Genomic DNA, 19,468 nt, shown 5'->3' with positions numbered 1-19,468 from the left:
GCCAGATTGGCCGATTCAACGGCCCCGCCGCAACTCGATTTTCAGTCGAAGAAGCCGAGCTGGAGCGCGATGCGGTCGCCGTCGAGCACCAGCACGTCGTAGCCGCGGACCACCGGCTCGCCGCCCACGGGGCCGATCGTCCAGGTGAACCGTAGCGTGTCGTGGTGGCCGTCGAGGATCTCGCCACGCGTCAGGGGCAGGCCGGGGAACTGCTGGTGGACCTGGCCGATGAAGGCGCTGATCTGGTCGTGGCCGGTCACGTCGGCGAGGGGGTCGGTGAAGCGGGCGGTCTCGGTCCACGCCGCGGCGACGGCCTTGGCGCGGGCCTCCGGGTCGGTCTCGTTCCAGGCGAGCAGGCTGCGGTCGACGATGGCTGCGTAATCGGTCATGGCCGCAGGCTCGCATCCGCGCCGGACGACCGTCGATTACCTCCCGAGTACATCCCTCCGGAGCACCGTCTTGAGGATCTTGCCGCCGGGGTTGCGGGGCAGCTCCTCGTCGTGGAACCAGAACGTCACCGGAATCTTGAACTCGGCCAGCCGGGTGCGCAGGAACGCCTGGAGGTCCCCGGCGGTGACCGGGCTGGTGATCCGCACCACCGCGCCGACCTGCTCGCCGAGTTCGTCGTCGGGGATGCCGATCACGGCCGCGTCGTCGATCGCCGGGTGTTCGAACAGGGCGGCCTCGACCTCGGCGCAGTAGACGTTCTCGCCGCCCCTGATGACCATGTCCTTGGCCCGGTCGACGATGTAGACGAACCCCTCGTCGTCGACGCGGGCCAGGTCGCCGGTGTGCAGCCAGCCGTCCACGATCGTCTCGGCGGTGGCGTCGGGGCGGTTCCAGTAGCCCATGATCACGATCGGGCCGCGCAGGCACATCTCGCCGACCTCGCCCGTGGGGACTTCGGCCCCGGCCGGGTCGCAGATCTTCAGGTCGATCACCGCGAGGGGGCGGCCGATGCTGTCGGGGTGCGCGGCGTACTCGCGGCCGCCGTTGTAGATCGCCAGGGCGGTCGTCTCGGTCATGCCGTAGCCGTTGGTCGGGAGCCGGTTCGGCAGCAGTTCGGTGATCCGCTCCAGCAGCTTCGGCGGGGCCGGCGCGCCGCCGTAGGAGATCGCCGTCAGCGAGGAGATGTCGCGCTTGCCGAGCTCGGGATGGGAGAGCAGCTGCCAGGCGTTGGTGGGCACCCCGCTCATCGTCGTCACCCTCTCGCGCTCGATGAGCTCCAGCGCGCGGCCCGGGTCCCACTTGTACATGAGCACCAGGCCGCTGCCGGTGAACATCGTCGTCATCAGGACGGCGAAACACCCGGTCACGTGGAACAGCGGCACGGTGAGCAGGGTGTTGCGGCGCTGCCCGGCGCTCTCGGCCGGGTCCTTGCCGGCCATGGCGACGCCGCGCATCATCGCGTACGCCACCGTCATCGGCGCCTGCCCGAGATTGCGGTGACTGCCCAGCGCGCCCTTCGACCGGCCGGTCGTGCCCGACGTGTAGAAGATCGTCGCGGGGTCGTCGGGGGAGATCTCGGCCGGGGGGAGCGTGGTCCGGGGCTCGAAGGAGTCCCAGTCGCGGCCGCCCTCGAAGGAGCCCCTCCGCGTGACGATCAGGGGGAGGCCGGACACCCGCTCGGCGCGCTCGCCGTCGGTGATCACCAGGCGGGCGCCCGAGTCGGTCAGGGCGTACTCCAGTTCCGCGGCCGTCCACCACGCGTTGAGCGGGACCGCGACGGCGCCGATGGCCAGGGTGGCGGCGAAGGAGACGATCCACTCGGGGTAGTTGCGCATCGCGATGGCGACCCGGTCGCCCTTCTCGATCCCCGAGTCGCGCAGCTCGTGGGCGAGCGTCGCGGTGGCGTGGAAGAACTCCAGGTAGGTGAGGCGTTCGTCCTCGTACACGACGAATGTCTTGTCGCCGTGGAAGGCGGTGGTCTCCAGCATGGCCCGGAAGGTGGCCGGGGCGTGTTTCCAGAACCGGACACCGTCGGGCGTCTCCGCCATCTCGAACAGCTGCCCCGGGGCGGTCAGCGCCGCCTGCGCCTGGTCATGCGAGATCGTCACGAGACGTCACGATACCGACCGGTAGGTACGCATCCAAGTGACCACCTCACAACGTTCGGACCACTTCGGTGTCATCTCGCACAATGAACGCTGGCTTGCATGATCATGTCGACCGATGCATAATCTTCAGGAAGCAAGAAAATGTGAACTACTGCATGAACATGCAAAACGTAACGGGGGGACGGGATGAAGGCGGCCATCGCCGGTGCCAGCGGATACGCCGGGGGCGAATTGCTCCGGCTGCTGCTCGGCCATCCGGAGATCGAGATCGGCGCGGTCACGGCCGCGTCCAGCGCGGGCACCCGGCTGGGCTCCCACCAGCCTCACCTCGTTCCCCTGGCCGGGCGGGTCATCGAGCAGACCACCCGTGAGACCCTCGCGGGCCACGACGTGGTGTTCCTGGCGCTCCCGCACGGCGAGTCGGCCGCACTGGCGGCCCAGCTCGGCGACGACACCCTGATCGTCGACTGCGGCGCCGACTTCCGGCTGACCGATCCGGACGCATGGGTCGAATTCTACGGCGGCACCCACGCGGGCACCTGGCCCTACGGCCTGCCCGAGCTGCCCGGCCAGCGCGCGAAGCTCGCCAAGGCCACCCGCATCGCGGTCCCCGGCTGCTATCCGACGACCGCCACCCTGGCCCTGTTCCCCGCCTTCGCGGCCGGGCTCGCCGAGCCCGAGGTCGTGGTGGTCGCAGCGAGCGGCACCTCCGGCGCCGGGAAGTCGCCCAAGGCCAGCCTGCTCGGCAGCGAGGTCATGGGCGCCGTCAGCGCCTACGGAGTCGGCGGGGTCCACCGGCACACCCCGGAGATGGAGCAGAACCTCTCCGCCATCGCCAACCAGCCGGTCACGGTCTCGTTCACCCCCACCCTGGCGCCCATGCCGCGCGGCATCCTGGCCACCTGCGTCGTGCCGGCCGCGCCGGGCACCACCCCCGAGTCGCTGCGCGCCGCCTATGAGGAGGCGGTGAGGGACGAGCCGTTCCTCACCCTGCTGCCCGAGGGCGTGTGGCCGTCGACCGCGATGACCCTGGGCGCCAACACGGCCGCCCTCCAGGTCACGCTCGACGAGCGGGCCGGGAAGATCGTGGCGCTGGCCGCGATCGACAACCTCACCAAGGGCACGGCGGGCGGCGCGATCCAGAGCGCCAACCTCGCGCTCGGCCTGCCCGAAGAGCTCGGCCTCCCCGTCGCCGGGGTGAGCCCGTGATGTCCGGTTCTGGAGCTGAGGAGACCTCGTCATGAGCGTGACCGCCCCCCTGGGATTCCGGGCCACCGGGATCAACGCCGGGATCAAGCCCGGCGAGCACCGTGACCTCGCCCTCGTCGTCAACGAGGGGCCCTCGCGCGCGGTCGCCGCCGTCTTCACCCGCAACCGCGTGAAGGCCGCCCCGGTCATCTGGTCGGAGCAGGTCGTCAGCGGCGGCCGGGCCAAGGCCGTGGTGCTCAACTCCGGCGGCGCCAACGCCTGCACCGGTCCGGCCGGGTTCCAGGACACCCACGCCACCGCCGAGAAGGTCGCCGAGGTCCTCGGCGACTCGGCCGGCGAGATCGTGGTCTGCTCCACCGGCCTCATCGGCGAGCGCCTCCCCATGGACGAACTCCTGAACGGCGTCGTCGACGCCGCCAAGCAGCTCTCCCGCGACGGCGGGGTGGCGGCGGCCGACGCGATCCGCACCACCGACACCGTCAGCAAGATCTCCTTCCGCAGGGGTGACGGCTACATGGTCGGCGGCATGGCCAAGGGCGCCGGCATGCTGGCCCCCGCGCTGGCCACGATGCTCTCGGTCCTCACCACCGACGCCGACCTGACCTCCGAGGAGTGCGACACCGCGCTGCGCGCCGCCACCGAGGTCACCTTCGACCGGCTCGACGCCGACGGCTGCATGTCGACCAACGACACGGTGATCCTGATGGCGAGCGGCGCCGCCGGGGTCAAGCCCGACCTGGCCGAGTTCACCAAGAAGCTCACCGAGGTCTGCGCCGACCTGGCCCGCCAGCTCCTCGTCGACGCCGAGGGCGCCTCCAAGGCCATCGCCATCGAGGTCGTCGGGGCGGCGTCGGTCGCCGACGCGGTCGAGGTCGGCCGGGCCATCTCCCGCAGCAACCTCTTCAAGTGCGCCATGCACGGTGAGGACCCCAACTGGGGCCGCGTCCTGTCGGCGATCGGCACCACCCAGGCCGAGTTCGAGCCCGAGCGGCTCAACGTCGCGATCAACGGGATCTGGATCTGCCGGGGCGGCGCGGCCGGAGACGACCGCAGCAAGGTCGACCTGCGCCCGCGTGACATCCACGTCACCGCCGACCTGTCGGCCGGTCCCCACTCGGCGACCATCCACACGACCGACCTGACCGCCGACTACGTGCACGAGAACTCGGCGTACAGCTCGTGAACCCGCTCCAGAAGTCCGAGGCGCTGATCGAGGCGCTGCCGTGGCTCGCCCGGTTCCAGGGCGCCGTCGTGGTGATCAAATACGGCGGCAACGCCATGACCGAGGAACACCTGCGGGAGAAGTTCGCCGACGACATCGTCTTCCTGCGCTACGCCGGGCTGCGCCCGGTGATCGTGCACGGCGGCGGGCCGCAGATCAACGCGGCCCTCGACCTGCACGGCATCGCCTCCCACTTCACCGCCGGGCTCCGGGTCACCACGCCCGAGGCCATGCAGGTGGTCCGCATGGTGCTGGTCGGCAAGGTCAACCGCGACGTCGTCGGGCTGGTCAACCGGCACGGCCCGTTCGCGGTCGGCCTGTCGGGGGAGGACGCCCACCTGTTCACCGCCGTCCGCAAGCACGCCGTCGTCGACGGCATGCCGGTCGACATCGGCCAGGTCGGCGAGATCGTCGAGGTCAACCCGGGTGCGGTGCACGCCCTGCTGGCCGACGGGCGGGTTCCGGTGGTCTCCTCGATCGCCCGCGGCCACGACGGCCAGATCTACAACGTCAACGCCGACACCGCGGCCGCCGCGCTCGCGACCGCTCTCGGCGCGGCCAAGCTCGTGGTCCTCACCGACGTCGAGGGCCTGTACGCCGACTGGCCCGCCAGCTCCGAGGTCATCCGCCGTATTTCGGCGTCACAGCTGACCGAGATGCTGCCCGGCCTGTCCAGCGGCATGGTCCCCAAGATGGAGGCCTGCCTGCACGCCGTCCAGGGGGGAGTGCCCCAGGCCCACGTGCTCGACGGGCGGCAGCCCCACGTCCTGCTGACGGAGATCTTCACCGACGAGGGCATCGGCACGATGGTCCTGCCCGACGAAGGAGTCACACCATGACCAGCCTGTTCGACCGGTTCGAGGCGGCGTTCATGCCGAACTACGGAGTGCCCCCGGTCGCGCTGGAGCGAGGCGAGGGGTGCGTCGTCTGGGGCCCCGACGGCACCGAATACCTCGACATGTTCGGCGGCATCGCGGTCAGCTCGCTCGGCCACGCCCACCCGGCGCTCGTCGAAGCGGTCTCCACGCAGGTCGCGACCATCGCCCACACCTCGAACCTGGTCGTCCACCCGCGCGAGGTCGAACTCGCCGAGAAGCTGCTCGGCCTGCTGAAGGCCCCCGGCCGGGTGTTCCTCGCCAACTCGGGCACCGAGGCCAACGAGGCCGCGCTGAAGCTGGCGATCAAATACGGCAAGTCCACCGGGAAGACCTACTTCGTCGCCGCCGAGATGGGCTTCCACGGCCGCACCCTCGGCGCGCTGTCGCTGACCGGCAAGCCGTCGATCCGCGACCAGTTCGGGCCGTTCCCGCTCGATGTTCGATTCGTCCCGTACGGCGATGCGGAGGCCCTGGCCCAAGCCGTCGACGGCGACTGCGCCGCCGTGTTCCTGGAGCCCACGCAGGGTGAGGCCGGAGTGGTCCCGCCGCCCGACGGCTACATGGCCAGGGCCCGCGAGATCACCTCCGCGCACGGCGCGCTGCTGGTCGCCGACGAGATCCAGTCGGCGATCGGCCGCACCGGCCACTGGTTCGCCCACCAGGCCGACGGCTACCTGCCCGACATCCTCACCCTGGCCAAGGGCCTGGGCGGCGGCCTCCCGATCGGCGCCTGCGTCGGCTTCGGCGCCGCCGGAACGATCTTCGAGAAGGGCGACCACGGCTCGACCTTCGGCGGCAACCCCGTGTCGTGCGCGGCGGCGCTGGCCGTGCTCGGCAACGTCGACCTCGACCACGTGAAGACGGTCGCGGCCGAGCTCCGCGCGGGCCTGGAGTCGATCTCCCACCCCCTCCTCAAGGGGATCCGGGGAAGGGGACTGTGGCTCGGCGCCGTTTTCACCGAAGACAGGGCCGCCCGGGTCCAGGCCGCCGCCCAGCGCGCCGGCTTCCTGGTCAACGCCCTGCAGCCCGACGCGATCCGGCTCGCACCGGCGCTCGTGATCACCTCGGCGCAGGTCCGGAGCTTCCTGACCGCGTTCCCGTCGATCCTGGATGAGGCCGCAGATGGCTAGACACTTCCTGCGGGACGACGACCTGTCGCCCGCCGAGCAGGCCGAGGTCCTCGACCTGGCTTTGGCGATGAAGAAGGACCGCTACGGCCACCGTCCCTTCGAGGGGCCGCAGACGGTCGCCGTCCTGTTCGACAAGCCGTCCACCCGCACGCGGATCTCCTTCGCGGTCGGCATCGCCGAACTCGGCGGCAACCCGCTGATCATGGACCTGGGATCCTCCCAGATGGGCCGCGGCGAGCCGATCGAGGACACCGCGCGGGTGCTCGACCGCCAGTGCTCGGCGATCGTCTGGCGGACCGCCGGGCAGGAGCGCGTCGAGGCGATGGCCTCGGCCAGCCGGGTGCCGGTGGTGAACGCGCTGACCGACGAGTTCCACCCGTGCCAGATCCTGGCCGACCTGCTCACCGTGCTCGAACGCCGGGGCGGCCTGTCGGGGATCACGCTCGCCTACTTCGGCGACGGCGCCAACAACATGGCCCACTCCTACCTGCTGGGCGGGGCCACGGCGGGCATGCACGTGCGGATCGCGTCGCCCTCTTCGTACACCCCCCTGCCCGAAGTGGTTTCCAAGGCGAAGGAGATCGCGGCGGAGACGGGCGGCTCGGTGGAGATCCTCACCGACCCGCTGGAGGCCGCCTCGGGGGCCGACGTGCTGGCCACCGACACCTGGATCAGCATGGGCCAGGACGGCAAGGACGAACGCGTCGCCGCACTGACGCCCTTCCAGCTCAACGCCAACCTGGTCGCCCTGGCCGCCTCCGACGCGATCGTGCTGCACTGCCTGCCCGCGTATCGTGGCCTGGAAATCTCCGCCGACGTCCTCGACGGGCCGCGCAGCGCGGTCTGGGACGAGGCGGAGAACCGACTCCACGCCCAGAAGGCGCTGCTCCACTGGCTGGTATCCCGATGACGATCCCGCTCACCAAGGCCGCACGGCACGCCAAGATCGTCGAGCTGCTGACCCGCAACAAGGTCAGGTCGCAGCCCGAACTGGCCCGCCTGCTGGCCGAGAGCGGGGTCGAGGTCACTCAGGCGACCCTGTCGCGCGACCTCGACGAACTGGGCGCGCTGAAACTCCGCACCGACGACGGAACCCTCGTCTACGCGGTGCCGGGCGAGGGCGGCGAGCGGATCCCGATCTACCGCACGACCTCGCCCGCAGAACAGCCCGAGGCCCGGCTCCGACGCCACGCCGAGGAACTCCTCGTGTCGGCCGAGGCCTCCGCCAACCTGCTGATCCTCCGCACCCCGCCCGGTGCGGCGCAGTTCCTCGCCTCCGCGATCGACCACGCGGGCTGGCACTCCGTCCTCGGCACGGTCGCCGGAGACGACACGATCCTGGTGATCAGCCGGGATCCCCTGGGCGGCGACGCCCTGGCGGCGGCGTTCCTGCGCCTGACCGCACGCAACAAGGACTGAGGTCACCGTGCGGTGAAACCCAGGTCGTCGAGCAGCCTGCGGGCCGCTACCTGGAGTTCGGCATCGCTCTGCCCATGGCGGAGCGATGTCCTGATGTTCTCCGTGGTCAGGCCTCTCACCGCTTCATCCAGGATTGTGCGGACGTCGTCGGCGGGCTGGACCGAGGCGTCCAGGCAGAGCTGGGCGTAGGTCATGTTGGCGACCTCGACCTTCTGGTAGCCCGCCGGAATCGTCCAGCTGGAGATGACGGCCGCCTCGGCCTGCCGGATGTCGATCTGCTTTCTGAACTGATCCGAGGGCAGCACGCTCGTCTTGAAGTCGATCACCTCGTCCAGCGCGGAAATGAGCTGTTCGGACGGGTCCTGGTCGAACAGCACGGTGACGCCCCCTCCCTGCAGGTTCTTCAGGGACTGAGCCGGGTCCGTTCCCGTCCGGTAGATGAGCTCGTCGCCCCGGACGATCGGCAGCCGGAACCTCATCGCGGGTCCGGGCAACTGTGACCGCTTCCGCGTGTCGTCCATCTCCACGTCGTAGCCGATGTCGAGGGCCGATCCGTTTCCGGAGAAGGGCGCGCCGGGGAGTTCCGAGGCAGCGGTGGCCGGGTGGCCTCGGCGTCCCAGCGCCTCGGCCAGGAACATCGCGGTGAACTTGGCCCACGTGTCGCTGGGCCGCCGGATGATGATCATGTCTGTCGCAGGTGCCGCCACCTGGCCGGGCGGCTGAGGAGCGGGAACCGCCTCCCAGGCCGCGCCTCCCGCGGTCATGACCAGGGCCGCGGTGAGCGCCGCAGAGGTCCAGGACCGCTTCTTGCCGGCTCTCGGACGGGCGTGGACGACCGTCGCAGGTTCCCTGACGGTGGGATTGACAGTGGGCTCGACGATGGGCTGCGCCGGCCGCCCGCCGACCAGAGCCAACGCCGCCTGCCCGGCCTGAGCCCCGGTCAGCTCCCCGGTGGCGTCGCTCATGGCGCCGGACAGCCGATCCGGGGGGATCTGCTCGGCCAGCCGGAAGAACCTGACGGAGAGCGACTCGGGCTCCGCGGGAAGCTCAGGGGACGCGGCCCAGCCGATGTTCACCGCGTCCGTGTGCCGGAAGCCCGCGAAGAAGAGCCGGAACTCGGCATGCTCCGCCTCGCTGACCCAGGTGGTGGCGGCGAAGTCGGCGCGCAGGCCGTAGGGCATGAGCGCCACGACCGTGTCGATGAAGGCGAGACGATCCTGCCACGAGAGGTGACTCGCACCCGTGACGCAGACCCGCGCGCCGTCGAGGAGCAGTGCCGCCACGCGCAGGTGGTAGCTGGTGGGAGCGACGGCGGGAGACGGCTCCTCCAGCCACATGCCCGCCGTCTCGGGCGCCTGCCGCAGGCAGAGTCCGCGCAGGAGCTCGCGGTATCCGAGCCGCTCATCCCTGAGTTTCCCGTAGGGCAGGCAGAACCAGTGGGTGTAGGTGATCGGACGGCGACCCAGATCCTGGAACTGGGTCCACCGTTCGAGCGCGACGACGACGTAGGAGACGGGAACGCCGCCCTCCTCGCGGGTGTACGAGGCGACCGTGACCCGGGGCACGTCCTCCTGGCTGGTCGCGAAACGCCTGCGCAGCCGGTCGAGTTCGCGTCTGGTCAGCCAGCCGTCGCCTGCCCGCAGGATCCGGTAGTCCTCCCCGCTGCCGTCCTCTTTCCCCTCCACCGCCCACTGGTACGGGAGATCCATCAGCGGGCCGCCATCCGCTGGCCGAGCCAGATCACGGGTTCGATGACGTTGATCGGCCGGACCTGGCCACGAATGCGGATCCGCTTGTCGGGTGATACGTCCTCGACCGGCAGCACGTTGACGAAGTCGTGGCGGTCGAATCCCTTCGCCGGGTCGACGTAGAACCCGATCGACGACGTGGCGAAGAACTCCACCCGATCTTCGTGGAAGTGGGATTCGAGCAGCTTCAGCACCAGGTTGGCGGCACCGGGGGAGACCTGCTGGAGCGATTGGAAGAGTTCCTTGGCCCGTTCCCCGCCGACCTGAGGGATCTCGAGGTCGTCGTCCGGGTCGGTGTCCAGGACGTCGATCCTCTCCGCCGTCCGCAGAACCCGCTGGTCGTCGAGTTTGGTGATGCAGATGGCGACGTGGTGGGGCAGCTTGCCGTCCTTGCACCGCCGGGCGAGGCCGGGGTCGGTGATCATGCGCTGGGTCAGCTGGAGGAGCGGGGCGTAGAGACCCATGAAGGAGTCGCCGTTGGTCAGTTCGCGGACCGGGTCGTACAGGAAGATGATGCCCCGGCTGTCGACCAGCCGGTCGATGAGCTCCTTGTGTGCCTCGGGGTCGGTGTCCTGGTCGGGGTCCAGGAAGTGGTCGCCGGGGGCGTCGATCACTTCGAGCGGGATGCGCGGGGCGTACCGGGGGCGCAGCCAGCGGCGCCATCCCGACCGGTGCCGGCCCTCGGGGCCGATGAGCGTCCACCGGTAGTGCTCCGTCTGCCGGGTCGGTGGCGGGAAACTGCGGGCGCCCTCGAGCAGCGTGGTCATCTTGATGAGGTAGTTGGTCGCTTTCTCGTCCGAACCCGCGATCTTCCAGCCGTCGCCGTGGGCCAGTCCCATGAACAGAGCGGCCAGCAGGGTGCTCTTCCCGCTGCCGCTCGCGCCCCACATCGCGATGCCGAGGTCCTTGTCGGCCATGAGCTCCAGTCCTTAGTTGTCTGCAAAGGGGAAGGGGACCGCGGCGTCACCGTCCGCGCCGATCAGGCGCAGGCTTTCGCTCAGTTCCCGGACGTCGAGGCCTTCGAGCCGGGCCATGCGCGCCGCGCCGATGCGGGGCAGCGCCGGATGGGGGTGGTCGGGTGTGGGGTCGGTGATCGCCGCCATCGTGACGCCGGTGCTCATCAGCCGCTGGGTGAGGGCCCGCCAGTCGTGGCGATGGGGGCAGGGCAGGTGGGAACCGTCCTCGCGGGACGGATGAGGGGGGCGATCGCCTGCGGTGAGGAGGACGGCAGGGCCGTCCTTGACCGGATCGAGCTTCTTCACCACCAGGTCGAGGGCGTCCTCGACCTGGCTGGCGTACGGATGGAACGGATGGCCGTTCGTGATCGCACCGCGCTGCTGGAGACGGTCGATCTCATGGATCGCGGCCACCGACGATCCGGCCCACACCCGGGCCGCCACGCGCATGTCGCGTTCCCGGGGGCTGAAGGAATGCGCCCCGTAGGGGACGACCGACACCTTGATCGGGCGGCCTGCCAGGACGGTCAGCATCTGCCGGATCCGGCTGAGCCGTTCGTCGACGCGTTCGGCGGGACCGCACAACTCGATGGCGCAGATGAGGTGGCGGGCCGGCGGCCGCCGGGCGACCGTACGAGGGACGGTGGACATGATCTCCCCCCATTCGCGGGGTTCTCTGACGACGTCCGGCAGACCGTCGGTGGTCACCCGGCCGGGCCGGTCGAGCCGGAAGGTCACCTCGTGCCGCCCCGCCGCGATCCGGGCCGACCGTACGGACAGCGGATGGGGTTGGCCGTCGTGCCAGGTGACGACCGCGAGCACGGTCCCGTCCGGCCGCCCAGCGAACCGCAGCGGCACGCGGACGACCTCGCCCCGGCGGCTTCCCCGTGCGAAGAGGGCGCGGCCGACGAGTTTGAGCCTCCCGCCGCCGGCCTCCCTGGCGATCACCAGGCTGTAGGGGATCAGCAGAGGCTCGTCGCACAGCACGTCCCGCAGGACGTCGGCCGCGAACACGTCGCCCCGGAAGGCGGGGAACCCGGGTCTGGCGCTCCGGATCATCTCGAACGCCGCGTGGGCGATCGGACTTACGGAGAAGGAGCAGATGACGAGGACCTCGTGGCCGCCGAGGACTCGTGCCGCGTGCAGGATCGACCGGCGGGTGTCCGAGGTGTCGGACAGTTCCCAGCCGGGTTCGGCGGTCAGTTCCGTCCAGGGGGTCGACTCGACGGTCGCCGACGGTGTCCCGTGAACGTCCCGGCGGATCTCGAAGACGCTGAGGCCGTCGGCGTTCAGGTCGACGATCACCAGTGACCCGCCCACGGGGATACGCGCGACCGCGTCCGCAAGGGCGTTTCTCAAGAGCAGCGGGTCGGTTTCTACAGTTTCACTCATGTACCACCGCGATAGTGCGCAGAATCCCATCCTGCGGGCCGCTTTAACATTTTGTCGGAGATTTCAGTCGATGTTCGGCCGGGTGCCGAAATCCTCTCCTTGGCTACTACCATAGCGGCCAAGAATGGAAATCTGGCACAAGGGATGGCCATTCCAATATTTACGGGGAAAGCCTGGAAAGGGGACTGGTGCGTAAATTACTGATCGAAATGTCCGGAGCTCGACCGGATGTCCTGGAACAGGCGCCGACGGAGCGCGGCAAATTCGAGGGCATCGGCGGCGCGGTGCTCACTACGGGCGTCCTCGCCTTCCTTTCCATGAGCTTCGCCCTAGTCAGCGCCCTCGATGTCCATGTCGTCCTCGCTGTCCCGATCGCGCTGCTGTGGGGTGCGATCATCCTGAGCCTCGACCGATGGCTGGTCACCACCATGACCGCCGACGACAGCCGCAGGTTCCTGATGGCCATTCCGCGCATTCTCATCGCACTGCTTCTGGGCGCGGTGATCTCGACGCCATTGGTGCTCCAGATTTTCCGCAGCGAGATCGACTCACAGATCGTCGTCATCAAGCAGAAACGCACGGATGCGTTCGAGGGCGAGATGGCCAAGGGTGACGTCCAGCAGAAGATAGCCACGTATGAATCACGGGTCGCCTCGCTGCAAAATGTGATCAATACTGGTGGTACCGGCTCAATTGACGCCAAAGAAGACATACGTCTTCAGGAGCTGACAAAGGAGCGCGACCGGGCCCAGGCCCTGGCCGACGAGAAGTACGGCGAATGGCAGTGCCAGCTCTACGGCAAACACGAGAAGCGCAGCTGTAAGAAGGGCGACGGGCCGCTGGCCGACGCCAGCAAGGCCGAGTACGACGAGGCCCTGGCCGGCCGGAACGAGCTCGACCGCCAGATCGAGACGCGGATGAAGCTGCTGACCAACCCCGAAGGCGCGGCCCAGCGTGTGGCCGACGCGCGCAAGGAGATCCAGCCCCTCCAGACCGACCTGGACAAGCTCCTGGACCTGCAGCGGACGGCCCGCCACGACTTCGGCCTCGAGAACACGGACGCCAACGGCCTGCTGATCCGGCTCGAGGCGCTCGACGAGGTCACCGCCGAGGACCCGACCCTCCGATCGGCCCAGGTCCTGCTGTTCCTGCTGTTCCTGCTGATCGAGTGCCTCCCGGTCGCGGTCAAGCTGATGACCAGGAAGGGCGCCTACGAGGAGGCATACGGGCTGGCGGTACGCGACGACAAGCGGCGAGCGCGTAAACGGAGGTCCCGTCGCCACGACCCGGATGACACCGGTCCTGCGGAGAGCCCGATCCGCGACATCTGGCACCCCGACGACGACGAGCCGACCTCCGTGCTCGACGACGCCGATCTGCAGGAGGCCGCGCACGACGACGACGAGTTCCTGCGGCGGATGCACGGCGTACCCGGAGGGGGAGCATCGGCCAACGGAGGGCGCGGGACCCCGCTGATGTCCGATGACGACTGAACAGGGGAAGCTGATCCACGGCCGCTATCGCCTGGAGCGGCTGCTCGGCAAAGGCGGCATGGGCTCCGTCTGGCTCGCCTTCGACGAGGTGGAGAGGCGGCAGGTCGCGCTCAAGCAGATCCTGCTCGCCGGGTCGGGCGAGCCGGTCGAGACGCTCATCGAAAGGGCGCTGCGCGAGGCGCGGGCGCTGAGGATGATCCGCCACTCGGCGATCGTGCAGATCATCGAGGAGTTCGAGCACGAAGGTTCACCGTGGATCGCGATGGAATACGTGCGGGGTCACACCCTCGCCCACCTGATCTCGACACGGCAACGCGTGAACGACGCCGACCTCGCCGTCATCGCCCTCGATCTCGTCGGCGGGCTGGATGCCGCGCACGCCGTCAGGATCCTGCACCGTGACGTCAAACCCCCGAACATCGTGATGCGGGAGTCGGGCCGGGCCTGCCTCGTTGACTTCGGTATCTCCCAGATCGCCGGAGAGAAGGGCCTCACCGCCACCCACTCCCTGCTCGGTACCCCCGAATACATGGCACCCGAGCGCATCGACCTGACCAGCCCGATCGGCCCGCCGAGCGACCTGTGGTCCCTGGGCCTGACCCTCTATTGCGTACGAGAGGGTGTGCAATCCCCGTTCCGGCGGCACAACCTCACGGCGACGGCGATGGCGGTCCTCAAGGACCCGGTACCCCCGATGTCCCGGAAGGGCCCCATGGCGGAGGCGATCGCCGGCCTGCTCCACAAGAACCCGGGCCGCCGTCTGAAAGGCCCCGAGCTCCGGGCACTGCTCGACGCGGCGAAGAGCCCTCCTCCTCCGCCACCGCCACCACCCCCGCCACCTCCGACGCCACCGCCCCCTTCCCGCGGTGCCCGCCTCACCGTGGACGGGGTCACCCGCGAACTGGTCCGGCTGTCGCCCAGGGAGGCCGCCACTCTCTTCGCCCGGCCCAGCGCCAGGATCGCGGCCGATGTCCTGAAACGTCTGGGGGTCACGCCGAAGTCCGTTCGCCTCGTGGAGACCATGACCGTGGGACGTGCTCTCGAGGTCTTCTCCCACCTGGATCCCCCGATCATCGCGGAGCTCCTGGAGGCCGCCACCGACGGGCGGAGCTGGCGGCTGGAAGACGGGCTGAGCGACACCGCACGTGCCGAGGTACAGCGCCTGCGCGCACGAAGGGAGGGCCCGATCGACTAATGTCGCCGATTGGAACGGAACCAGTCGAAGGGAAGGGCGTTCAGTGAGCTCGGATGGCAAGCCGATGCGGCTTTGGGGAGCCCGTTTCGAAGGAGGGCCGGCCGACGCACTGACCCGCCTGTCGGTGAGCGTCCACTTCGACTGGAGGCTGGTTCCCTACGACCTGATGGCCTCCCGTGCCCACGCCCGGGTGCTCAATCGCGCCGGTCTGCTCACCAACGACGAGCTGGGCCGCATGCTGGCCGCGATCGACGACCTCGAGGCAGCGTGCAAGACCGGTGAGTTCCGTCCCACGGTCGCCGACGAAGATGTGCACACCGCGCTGGAGCGGGGCCTTCTCGAACGTCTGGGCACCCTCGGCGGCAAGCTCCGCGCCGGCCGGTCGCGCAACGACCAGATCGCCACTGACCTGCGCCTCTACCTGCGCGACCACGTGCGGACCATCGTGTCCCGCGTGGTCGAGCTGGAGACCGCTCTGATGAGCCAGGCCGAGCACCACACCGACACCGCCGCCCCCGGCATGACCCATCTCCAGCACGCCCAGCCGGTGTCGTTCGGCCACCAGCTGCTGGCCCACGTCCACCCGCTGACCCGCGACATCGACCGCCTGCGCGACTGGGACAAGCGCGCGGCCGTCTCCCCGCTGGGCTCGGGTGCGCTTGCCGGTTCGTCGCTGCCGCTCGACCCGATCGCCGTGGCCGAGGAGCTGGGCTTCGACTCGGCCGCCCCCAACTCGATGGACGCCGTCGCCGACCGCGACTTCGCCGCCGAGTTCCTCTTCGACGCCGCCATGATCGGCATCCACCTGTCGCGGCTGGGCGAGGAGATCGTTCTCTGGGCCTCGCAGGAGTTCCGCTGGATCGAGATGGACGACGCCTACTCGACCGGCTCGTCGATCATGCCCCAGAAGAAGAACCCCGACGTCGCCGAGCTCGCACGCGGCAAGTCGGGGCGCCTCATCGGCGCGCTGATGACGATGCTGACCACCCTGAAGGGCCTGCCGCTCACCTACAACCGGGACCTCCAGGAGGACAAGGAGCCCGTGTTCGACGCGGTCGACACCCTCAACCTGGTGCTCCCGGCGATGGCGGGCCTGGTCTCCACGATGCGGGTCAACAAGTCCCGTCTCGAGACGAGCGCGCCCGACGGCTTCGCCCTCGCCACCGACCTGGCCGAACTGCTGGTCCGCAAGGGGGTCGCCTTCCGCGACGCCCACGAGGCCGTCGGCCATCTCGTCGTGTGGTGCCAGGTCAACGACAAGGACCTCGGCGACCTCACCGACGACGAGCTCCAGAAGGTCTCGCCGCACTTCACGCCCGACGTCCGCGACGTGCTCAACGTGCCCGGGGCGCTGGCCGCCCGCAAGGCCCACGGTGGCACCGCCCCCGACCGGGTGCGCGACCAGCTCGCCTCGCTGCGCGAACTCGTCGACGCCCAGGCCGCATGGGCGACCGGGGCCTGACGCTCGACCGGTCCTTCTTCGACCGGCCGGCCCATGAGGTGGCGCCCTCCCTGCTGGGGAGGGTGGTCGTCCATGGGTCGGTCGCGTTGCGGCTGACCGAGGTCGAGGCCTACGGCCTGCCCGGCCAGGATCCGGCCTCCCACACCTACCGGGGGATGACCCCGCGCAACGCGGTCATGTTCGGGCCGCCGGGGCATCTCTACGTCTATTTCACGTACGGCATGCACTACTGCGCCAACTTCACCTGCCTGCCGCCGGGAACGGGGTCGGGGGTGCTCATGCGGGCAGGAGAGATCGTCGAGGGCCTCGACGTGGCCCTCGAACGCCGGGGCCCGGCCGTCAAGCCGCGTGACCTGGCGCGGGGCCCGGCCCGGCTGGCGGTGGCGATGGGGTTCGGGCGCGAGCACAACGGCGAAGACATGATCGGTGGCGTGTACGAAGGCTCGGGTGCTCCGCCGGAGAAGGTCATGGAGGGTCCGCGGACCGGCGTGTCCACGGGCGCCGACGTGCCGTGGCGGTTCTGGCTCGACGGCGACCCCACGGTGTCGCCCTACCGGGCCCACGTCCCCAGGCGCTGACAATCGTGGCGACGCGGTCCCGTACCGGCCGATAGGGTTTTGGCGACCAGCCCTATTCACGCGAAAGCCAGGAACCGTGACCGACATCCTCGATGAGCTCGAATGGCGCGATGTGACCGCGCAGACCACCGACGTCGAAGCGCTGCGCAAGGCGCTGGCCGACGGCCCGGTCACGGTCTATTCGGGGTTCGACCCGACGGCTCCGTCGCTCCACGTCGGCAACCTGGCGACCCTGCTCATCCTGACCCGCTTCCAGCGGGCCGGCCACAAGCCGATCGGCCTGGTCGGCGGCGCCACGGGCCTCATCGGTGACCCTTCGGGCCGCAGCACCGAACGGTCGCTGAACAGCGAAGACGTCGTCGCCGACTGGGTGAGTCGGATCCGCGTCCAGCTGGAGCGTTTCCTGTCGTTCGAAGGTGACAACGCCGCCCAGGTGGTCTCCAACCTCGACTGGACGTCCGAGATGTCGGCCATCGGCTTCCTGCGCGACATCGGCAAGCACTTCCCGGTGAACCGCATGCTCGGCCGTGAGTCGGTCTCCGCCCGCCTGGCCGGGGAGGGCCTCAGCTACACCGAGTTCAGCTACCAGATCCTCCAGGCCAACGACTTCCTGGAGCTCTACCGGCGTAACGGCTGCACCCTCCAGGTCGGCGGGAGCGACCAGTGGGGCAACATCACCGCCGGAACCGACCTGATCAGGCGCGTCGAGGGGGCCCACGCCCACGCCTACACCGGCAAGCTGATCACCAAGGCCGATGGCACCAAGTTCGGCAAGACCGCCGGCGGCGCCGTGTGGCTCGACCCCGCGCTGACCTCGCCCTACGCGTTCTACCAATACTGGCTGAACGCCGACGACCGCGACGTGATCCGCTTCCTCAAGGTCTTCACCTTCCTCGAGCGCGAGCGCATCGAGGAACTGGAGGTCTCGGTCGCCGAGCGCCCGTTCGCCCGCGAGGCGCAGCGCGCGCTGGCCGAAGAGCTGACCACGATGGTCCACGGCGCCGCCGAGGTCACCCGCGCCATCGACGCCTCCAAGGCGCTGTTCGGCCAGGGCTCGATCCAGGACCTCGACGCCGCGACGCTCGCCGCCGCCCTGGCCGAGGTCCCCCAGGCCAAAGCCTCTCTCGGTACGTCCTACGTCGACCTGCTGGCCGAAAGCGGCCTCGCCAAGTCGAAGTCGGAGGCCCGCCGCGCCATCAAGGAGGGCGGCGCCTACCTCAACAACGCCAAGGTCACCGACGAGGACTACGTGCCCACGTCCGACGATCTGCTGCACGGGCGCTTCCTGGTGCTCCGGCGCGGCAAGAAGACGCTGGGGGGCGTTGAGATCGGATAGTTCTGTGTGAATTCGTACACAGAACATCTCCATGCTCCGTCCTATCGTTGCCGTACCCCTCCCCACCAGCGACGATAGGTGAGCTCATGATCGACCATGACGCGACGGAGCTCGGCCCGACGATGGCCGGGCCCGTCGACGGCGACCCCTCCCCGGCCCTCTGGCTGCGCCGCGGCCTCGCGTACGGCACCACCCACGCCCACCGCATCGCGCTCGCGGAGCTCGACATGGCGGTGGCGGGAGACCTCTCGGAAGAGGACCTGGCCACCGCCCACTGCCGCCGCGCCGTGCTCCTGTGCCGCCTCGGCGAGTACGCCCTGGCCAGGCTCGCCGCGACCGAGTCCCTGGCCATCCGCCTGTCGGCGGCCGCCTACACCGCCCGCGCGATGCCCCGCTGCCTGGCCGGCGACCTCGACGGCGCGTGGGCCGACACCGAACGCGCCCTGCTGCTCGACATGACCTACCTCAGCGCGCACGCCGTCCGGGGCCGCGTCTTCCTGGCGCTCGGCCGCCCCGCCGACGCGCTCGCCGACTTCGACGTCTCCACCTTCGCCGAGTCCTACGACGGCGACGCCCGCGTCGACCGCGCCGAATGCCTGCTCATCCTGGGCGAGGCGGCCCTCGCCGTGGCGGCGTGCGACGAGGTGATCGCGACCGGCCCCGACGGCTTCTTCGGCCTCGGCGGCCCCGCCCTCACCGGTGACCCCCACCGTGTCCACCTGCTCCGCGCCCGCGCCGACCTGGCCCTGGGCGACGCCCACGCCGCCCTCGGCGACTGCTTCCGCGCCGCCGCCCTGTCCCCGGACGCACCCGAGGTGTACGAGGTCAGGGCCGAGGTCTACCAGGCCGTCGACGCCATGGGCCACGCCTCCGCCGACCGCGCCAGGGCGGCGCAGCTCCGGGTCGCCTGAAACACTTTTTCAGTGTGATGCGGGTAACACTCCGGTGTCCCGAGAGTCATCCACGCCTTAAATAGTGGCCCTGAGCTGCAGAAACGCCGCGTGAACGCTGATTTGACGATGGGTTCCGGGTTGCCTAATGTTCTCTTCGCCCCGGGAAACGGCAGCGCCGGAACCCAGGGACATCCCACCGAAGCTCATCTGGCCGGAAACGGCGAGTGGACAACGGCGAGATGATGAAGTAAGCTTGAAGGGTTGCGCCAGAAACGGCGCGGTCCGCTCCGGTCAGATCTGATCGGGAACTGCGGTAAAGTTGAAAACACCGCCCAGCAAGTTCTTGTGGGCAGACGTGTGCGTTTCTTGAGAACTCAACAGTGTGCTAAAAGCCAGTGCATGATGCACAACCCCGTCATTTGGTGACGGATTCCTTTGGTTGACATTCATGATGGATGTTGGCTGGGAGAACATCTCTGAAGACATCTTTTGGAGAGTTT

At 69.5% G+C, this 19,468-nt stretch carries 18 protein-coding genes; 12 read left to right on the top strand and 6 right to left on the bottom strand.

Annotation, left to right across the window (positions count from 1 at the left end):
* Window positions 1–41: 41 nt before the first annotated feature.
* Together ACYQ78_RS35265 and ACYQ78_RS35260 are read right to left on the bottom strand one after the other, a co-directional pair.
* On the bottom strand, window positions 42–389 hold the full coding sequence (locus tag ACYQ78_RS35265; RefSeq protein WP_459805313.1) for a nuclear transport factor 2 family protein: 348 nt from the start codon (window positions 387–389) through the stop codon (window positions 42–44).
* A gap of 36 nt (window positions 390–425) precedes the next feature.
* Window positions 426–2,057, bottom strand: coding sequence for a class I adenylate-forming enzyme family protein (locus ACYQ78_RS35260; RefSeq protein WP_459805312.1), 1,632 nt, complete (start codon window positions 2,055–2,057; stop codon window positions 426–428).
* A gap of 186 nt (window positions 2,058–2,243) precedes the next feature.
* Here ACYQ78_RS35260 and argC point away from each other — a divergent pair, with 186 nt between their 5' ends.
* Genes argC through ACYQ78_RS35230 form a run of 6 tightly spaced genes read left to right on the top strand, consistent with a single transcriptional unit; the run spans window position 2,244 to window position 7,915 of the window.
* Window positions 2,244–3,266 (top strand): N-acetyl-gamma-glutamyl-phosphate reductase, encoded by a 1,023-nt coding sequence (gene argC / locus ACYQ78_RS35255; protein ID WP_459805311.1) that lies wholly within the window; start codon window positions 2,244–2,246, stop codon window positions 3,264–3,266.
* Between the two features lie 31 nt (window positions 3,267–3,297).
* A complete protein-coding gene (gene argJ / locus ACYQ78_RS35250; protein ID WP_459805310.1) occupies window positions 3,298–4,449 on the top strand; it encodes a bifunctional glutamate N-acetyltransferase/amino-acid acetyltransferase ArgJ in 1,152 nt (383 codons plus the stop codon).
* Window positions 4,446–5,327: an acetylglutamate kinase gene (argB, locus tag ACYQ78_RS35245; RefSeq protein WP_459805309.1), complete on the top strand. Its 882-nt coding sequence runs from the start codon at window positions 4,446–4,448 to the stop codon at window positions 5,325–5,327. Before argJ ends, argB begins: the two co-directional genes overlap by 4 nt.
* The gene (locus tag ACYQ78_RS35240) at window positions 5,324–6,496 is read left to right on the top strand and encodes an acetylornithine transaminase (protein ID WP_459805308.1); all 1,173 of its coding nucleotides are present in this window, start codon (window positions 5,324–5,326) and stop codon (window positions 6,494–6,496) included. Before argB ends, ACYQ78_RS35240 begins: the two co-directional genes overlap by 4 nt.
* Entirely contained in the window at window positions 6,489–7,406 is a 918-nt protein-coding gene (gene argF, locus ACYQ78_RS35235; protein WP_459805307.1) for an ornithine carbamoyltransferase, read from the top strand. Before ACYQ78_RS35240 ends, argF begins: the two co-directional genes overlap by 8 nt.
* A complete protein-coding gene (locus ACYQ78_RS35230; protein ID WP_459805306.1) occupies window positions 7,403–7,915 on the top strand; it encodes an arginine repressor in 513 nt (170 codons plus the stop codon). Before argF ends, ACYQ78_RS35230 begins: the two co-directional genes overlap by 4 nt.
* A 2-nt stretch (window positions 7,916–7,917) precedes the next feature.
* Here ACYQ78_RS35230 and ACYQ78_RS35225 read toward each other — a convergent pair whose 3' ends face one another.
* From ACYQ78_RS35225 to ACYQ78_RS35215, 3 genes are read right to left on the bottom strand one after another with little or no spacing between them, the layout of a single operon-like run.
* Entirely contained in the window at window positions 7,918–9,624 is a 1,707-nt protein-coding gene (locus ACYQ78_RS35225; protein ID WP_459805305.1) for a hypothetical protein, read from the bottom strand.
* A complete protein-coding gene (locus ACYQ78_RS35220; RefSeq protein WP_459805304.1) occupies window positions 9,624–10,580 on the bottom strand; it encodes a hypothetical protein in 957 nt (318 codons plus the stop codon). The genes ACYQ78_RS35225 and ACYQ78_RS35220 overlap by 1 nt, the downstream gene beginning before the upstream one ends.
* Before the next feature lie 12 nt (window positions 10,581–10,592).
* Complete coding sequence (locus ACYQ78_RS35215; protein WP_459805303.1) at window positions 10,593–12,011, bottom strand: hypothetical protein; 1,419 nt, start codon at window positions 12,009–12,011, stop codon at window positions 10,593–10,595.
* Between the two features lie 188 nt (window positions 12,012–12,199).
* Here ACYQ78_RS35215 and ACYQ78_RS35210 point away from each other — a divergent pair, with 188 nt between their 5' ends.
* From ACYQ78_RS35210 to ACYQ78_RS35185, 6 genes are all read left to right on the top strand, one after another.
* Window positions 12,200–13,504: a DUF4407 domain-containing protein gene (locus ACYQ78_RS35210; protein ID WP_459805302.1), complete on the top strand. Its 1,305-nt coding sequence runs from the start codon at window positions 12,200–12,202 to the stop codon at window positions 13,502–13,504.
* Window positions 13,494–14,699 carry a serine/threonine-protein kinase gene (locus ACYQ78_RS35205; RefSeq protein ID WP_459805301.1) on the top strand — a complete coding sequence of 402 codons (1,206 nt, stop codon included), beginning with the start codon at window positions 13,494–13,496 and terminating at the stop codon, window positions 14,697–14,699. Before ACYQ78_RS35210 ends, ACYQ78_RS35205 begins: the two co-directional genes overlap by 11 nt.
* A gap of 64 nt (window positions 14,700–14,763) precedes the next feature.
* Window positions 14,764–16,161, top strand: coding sequence for an argininosuccinate lyase (argH, locus tag ACYQ78_RS35200; RefSeq protein WP_459805300.1), 1,398 nt, complete (start codon window positions 14,764–14,766; stop codon window positions 16,159–16,161).
* Window positions 16,143–16,739 carry a DNA-3-methyladenine glycosylase gene (locus ACYQ78_RS35195; RefSeq protein WP_459805299.1) on the top strand — a complete coding sequence of 199 codons (597 nt, stop codon included), beginning with the start codon at window positions 16,143–16,145 and terminating at the stop codon, window positions 16,737–16,739. The genes argH and ACYQ78_RS35195 overlap by 19 nt, the downstream gene beginning before the upstream one ends.
* Window positions 16,740–16,815: 76 nt before the next feature.
* On the top strand, window positions 16,816–18,075 hold the full coding sequence (gene tyrS / locus ACYQ78_RS35190) for a tyrosine--tRNA ligase (RefSeq protein ID WP_459805298.1): 1,260 nt from the start codon (window positions 16,816–16,818) through the stop codon (window positions 18,073–18,075).
* An 86-nt stretch (window positions 18,076–18,161) separates the two neighbouring features.
* Entirely contained in the window at window positions 18,162–18,986 is an 825-nt protein-coding gene (locus tag ACYQ78_RS35185; RefSeq protein ID WP_459805297.1) for a tetratricopeptide repeat protein, read from the top strand.
* A gap of 273 nt (window positions 18,987–19,259) precedes the next feature.
* On the opposite strand, the gene ACYQ78_RS35180 is transcribed toward ACYQ78_RS35185, so the two are convergent.
* A partial coding sequence (locus tag ACYQ78_RS35180; RefSeq protein ID WP_459805296.1) for a hypothetical protein occupies window positions 19,260–19,468 on the bottom strand: 209 nt, incomplete at its 5' end.

This window comes from Herbidospora sp. RD11066 (genome assembly GCF_054661255.1).
Note: the sequence above shows the minus strand (reverse complement) of the source record. Positions and strands in the feature narration are given on the sequence as shown.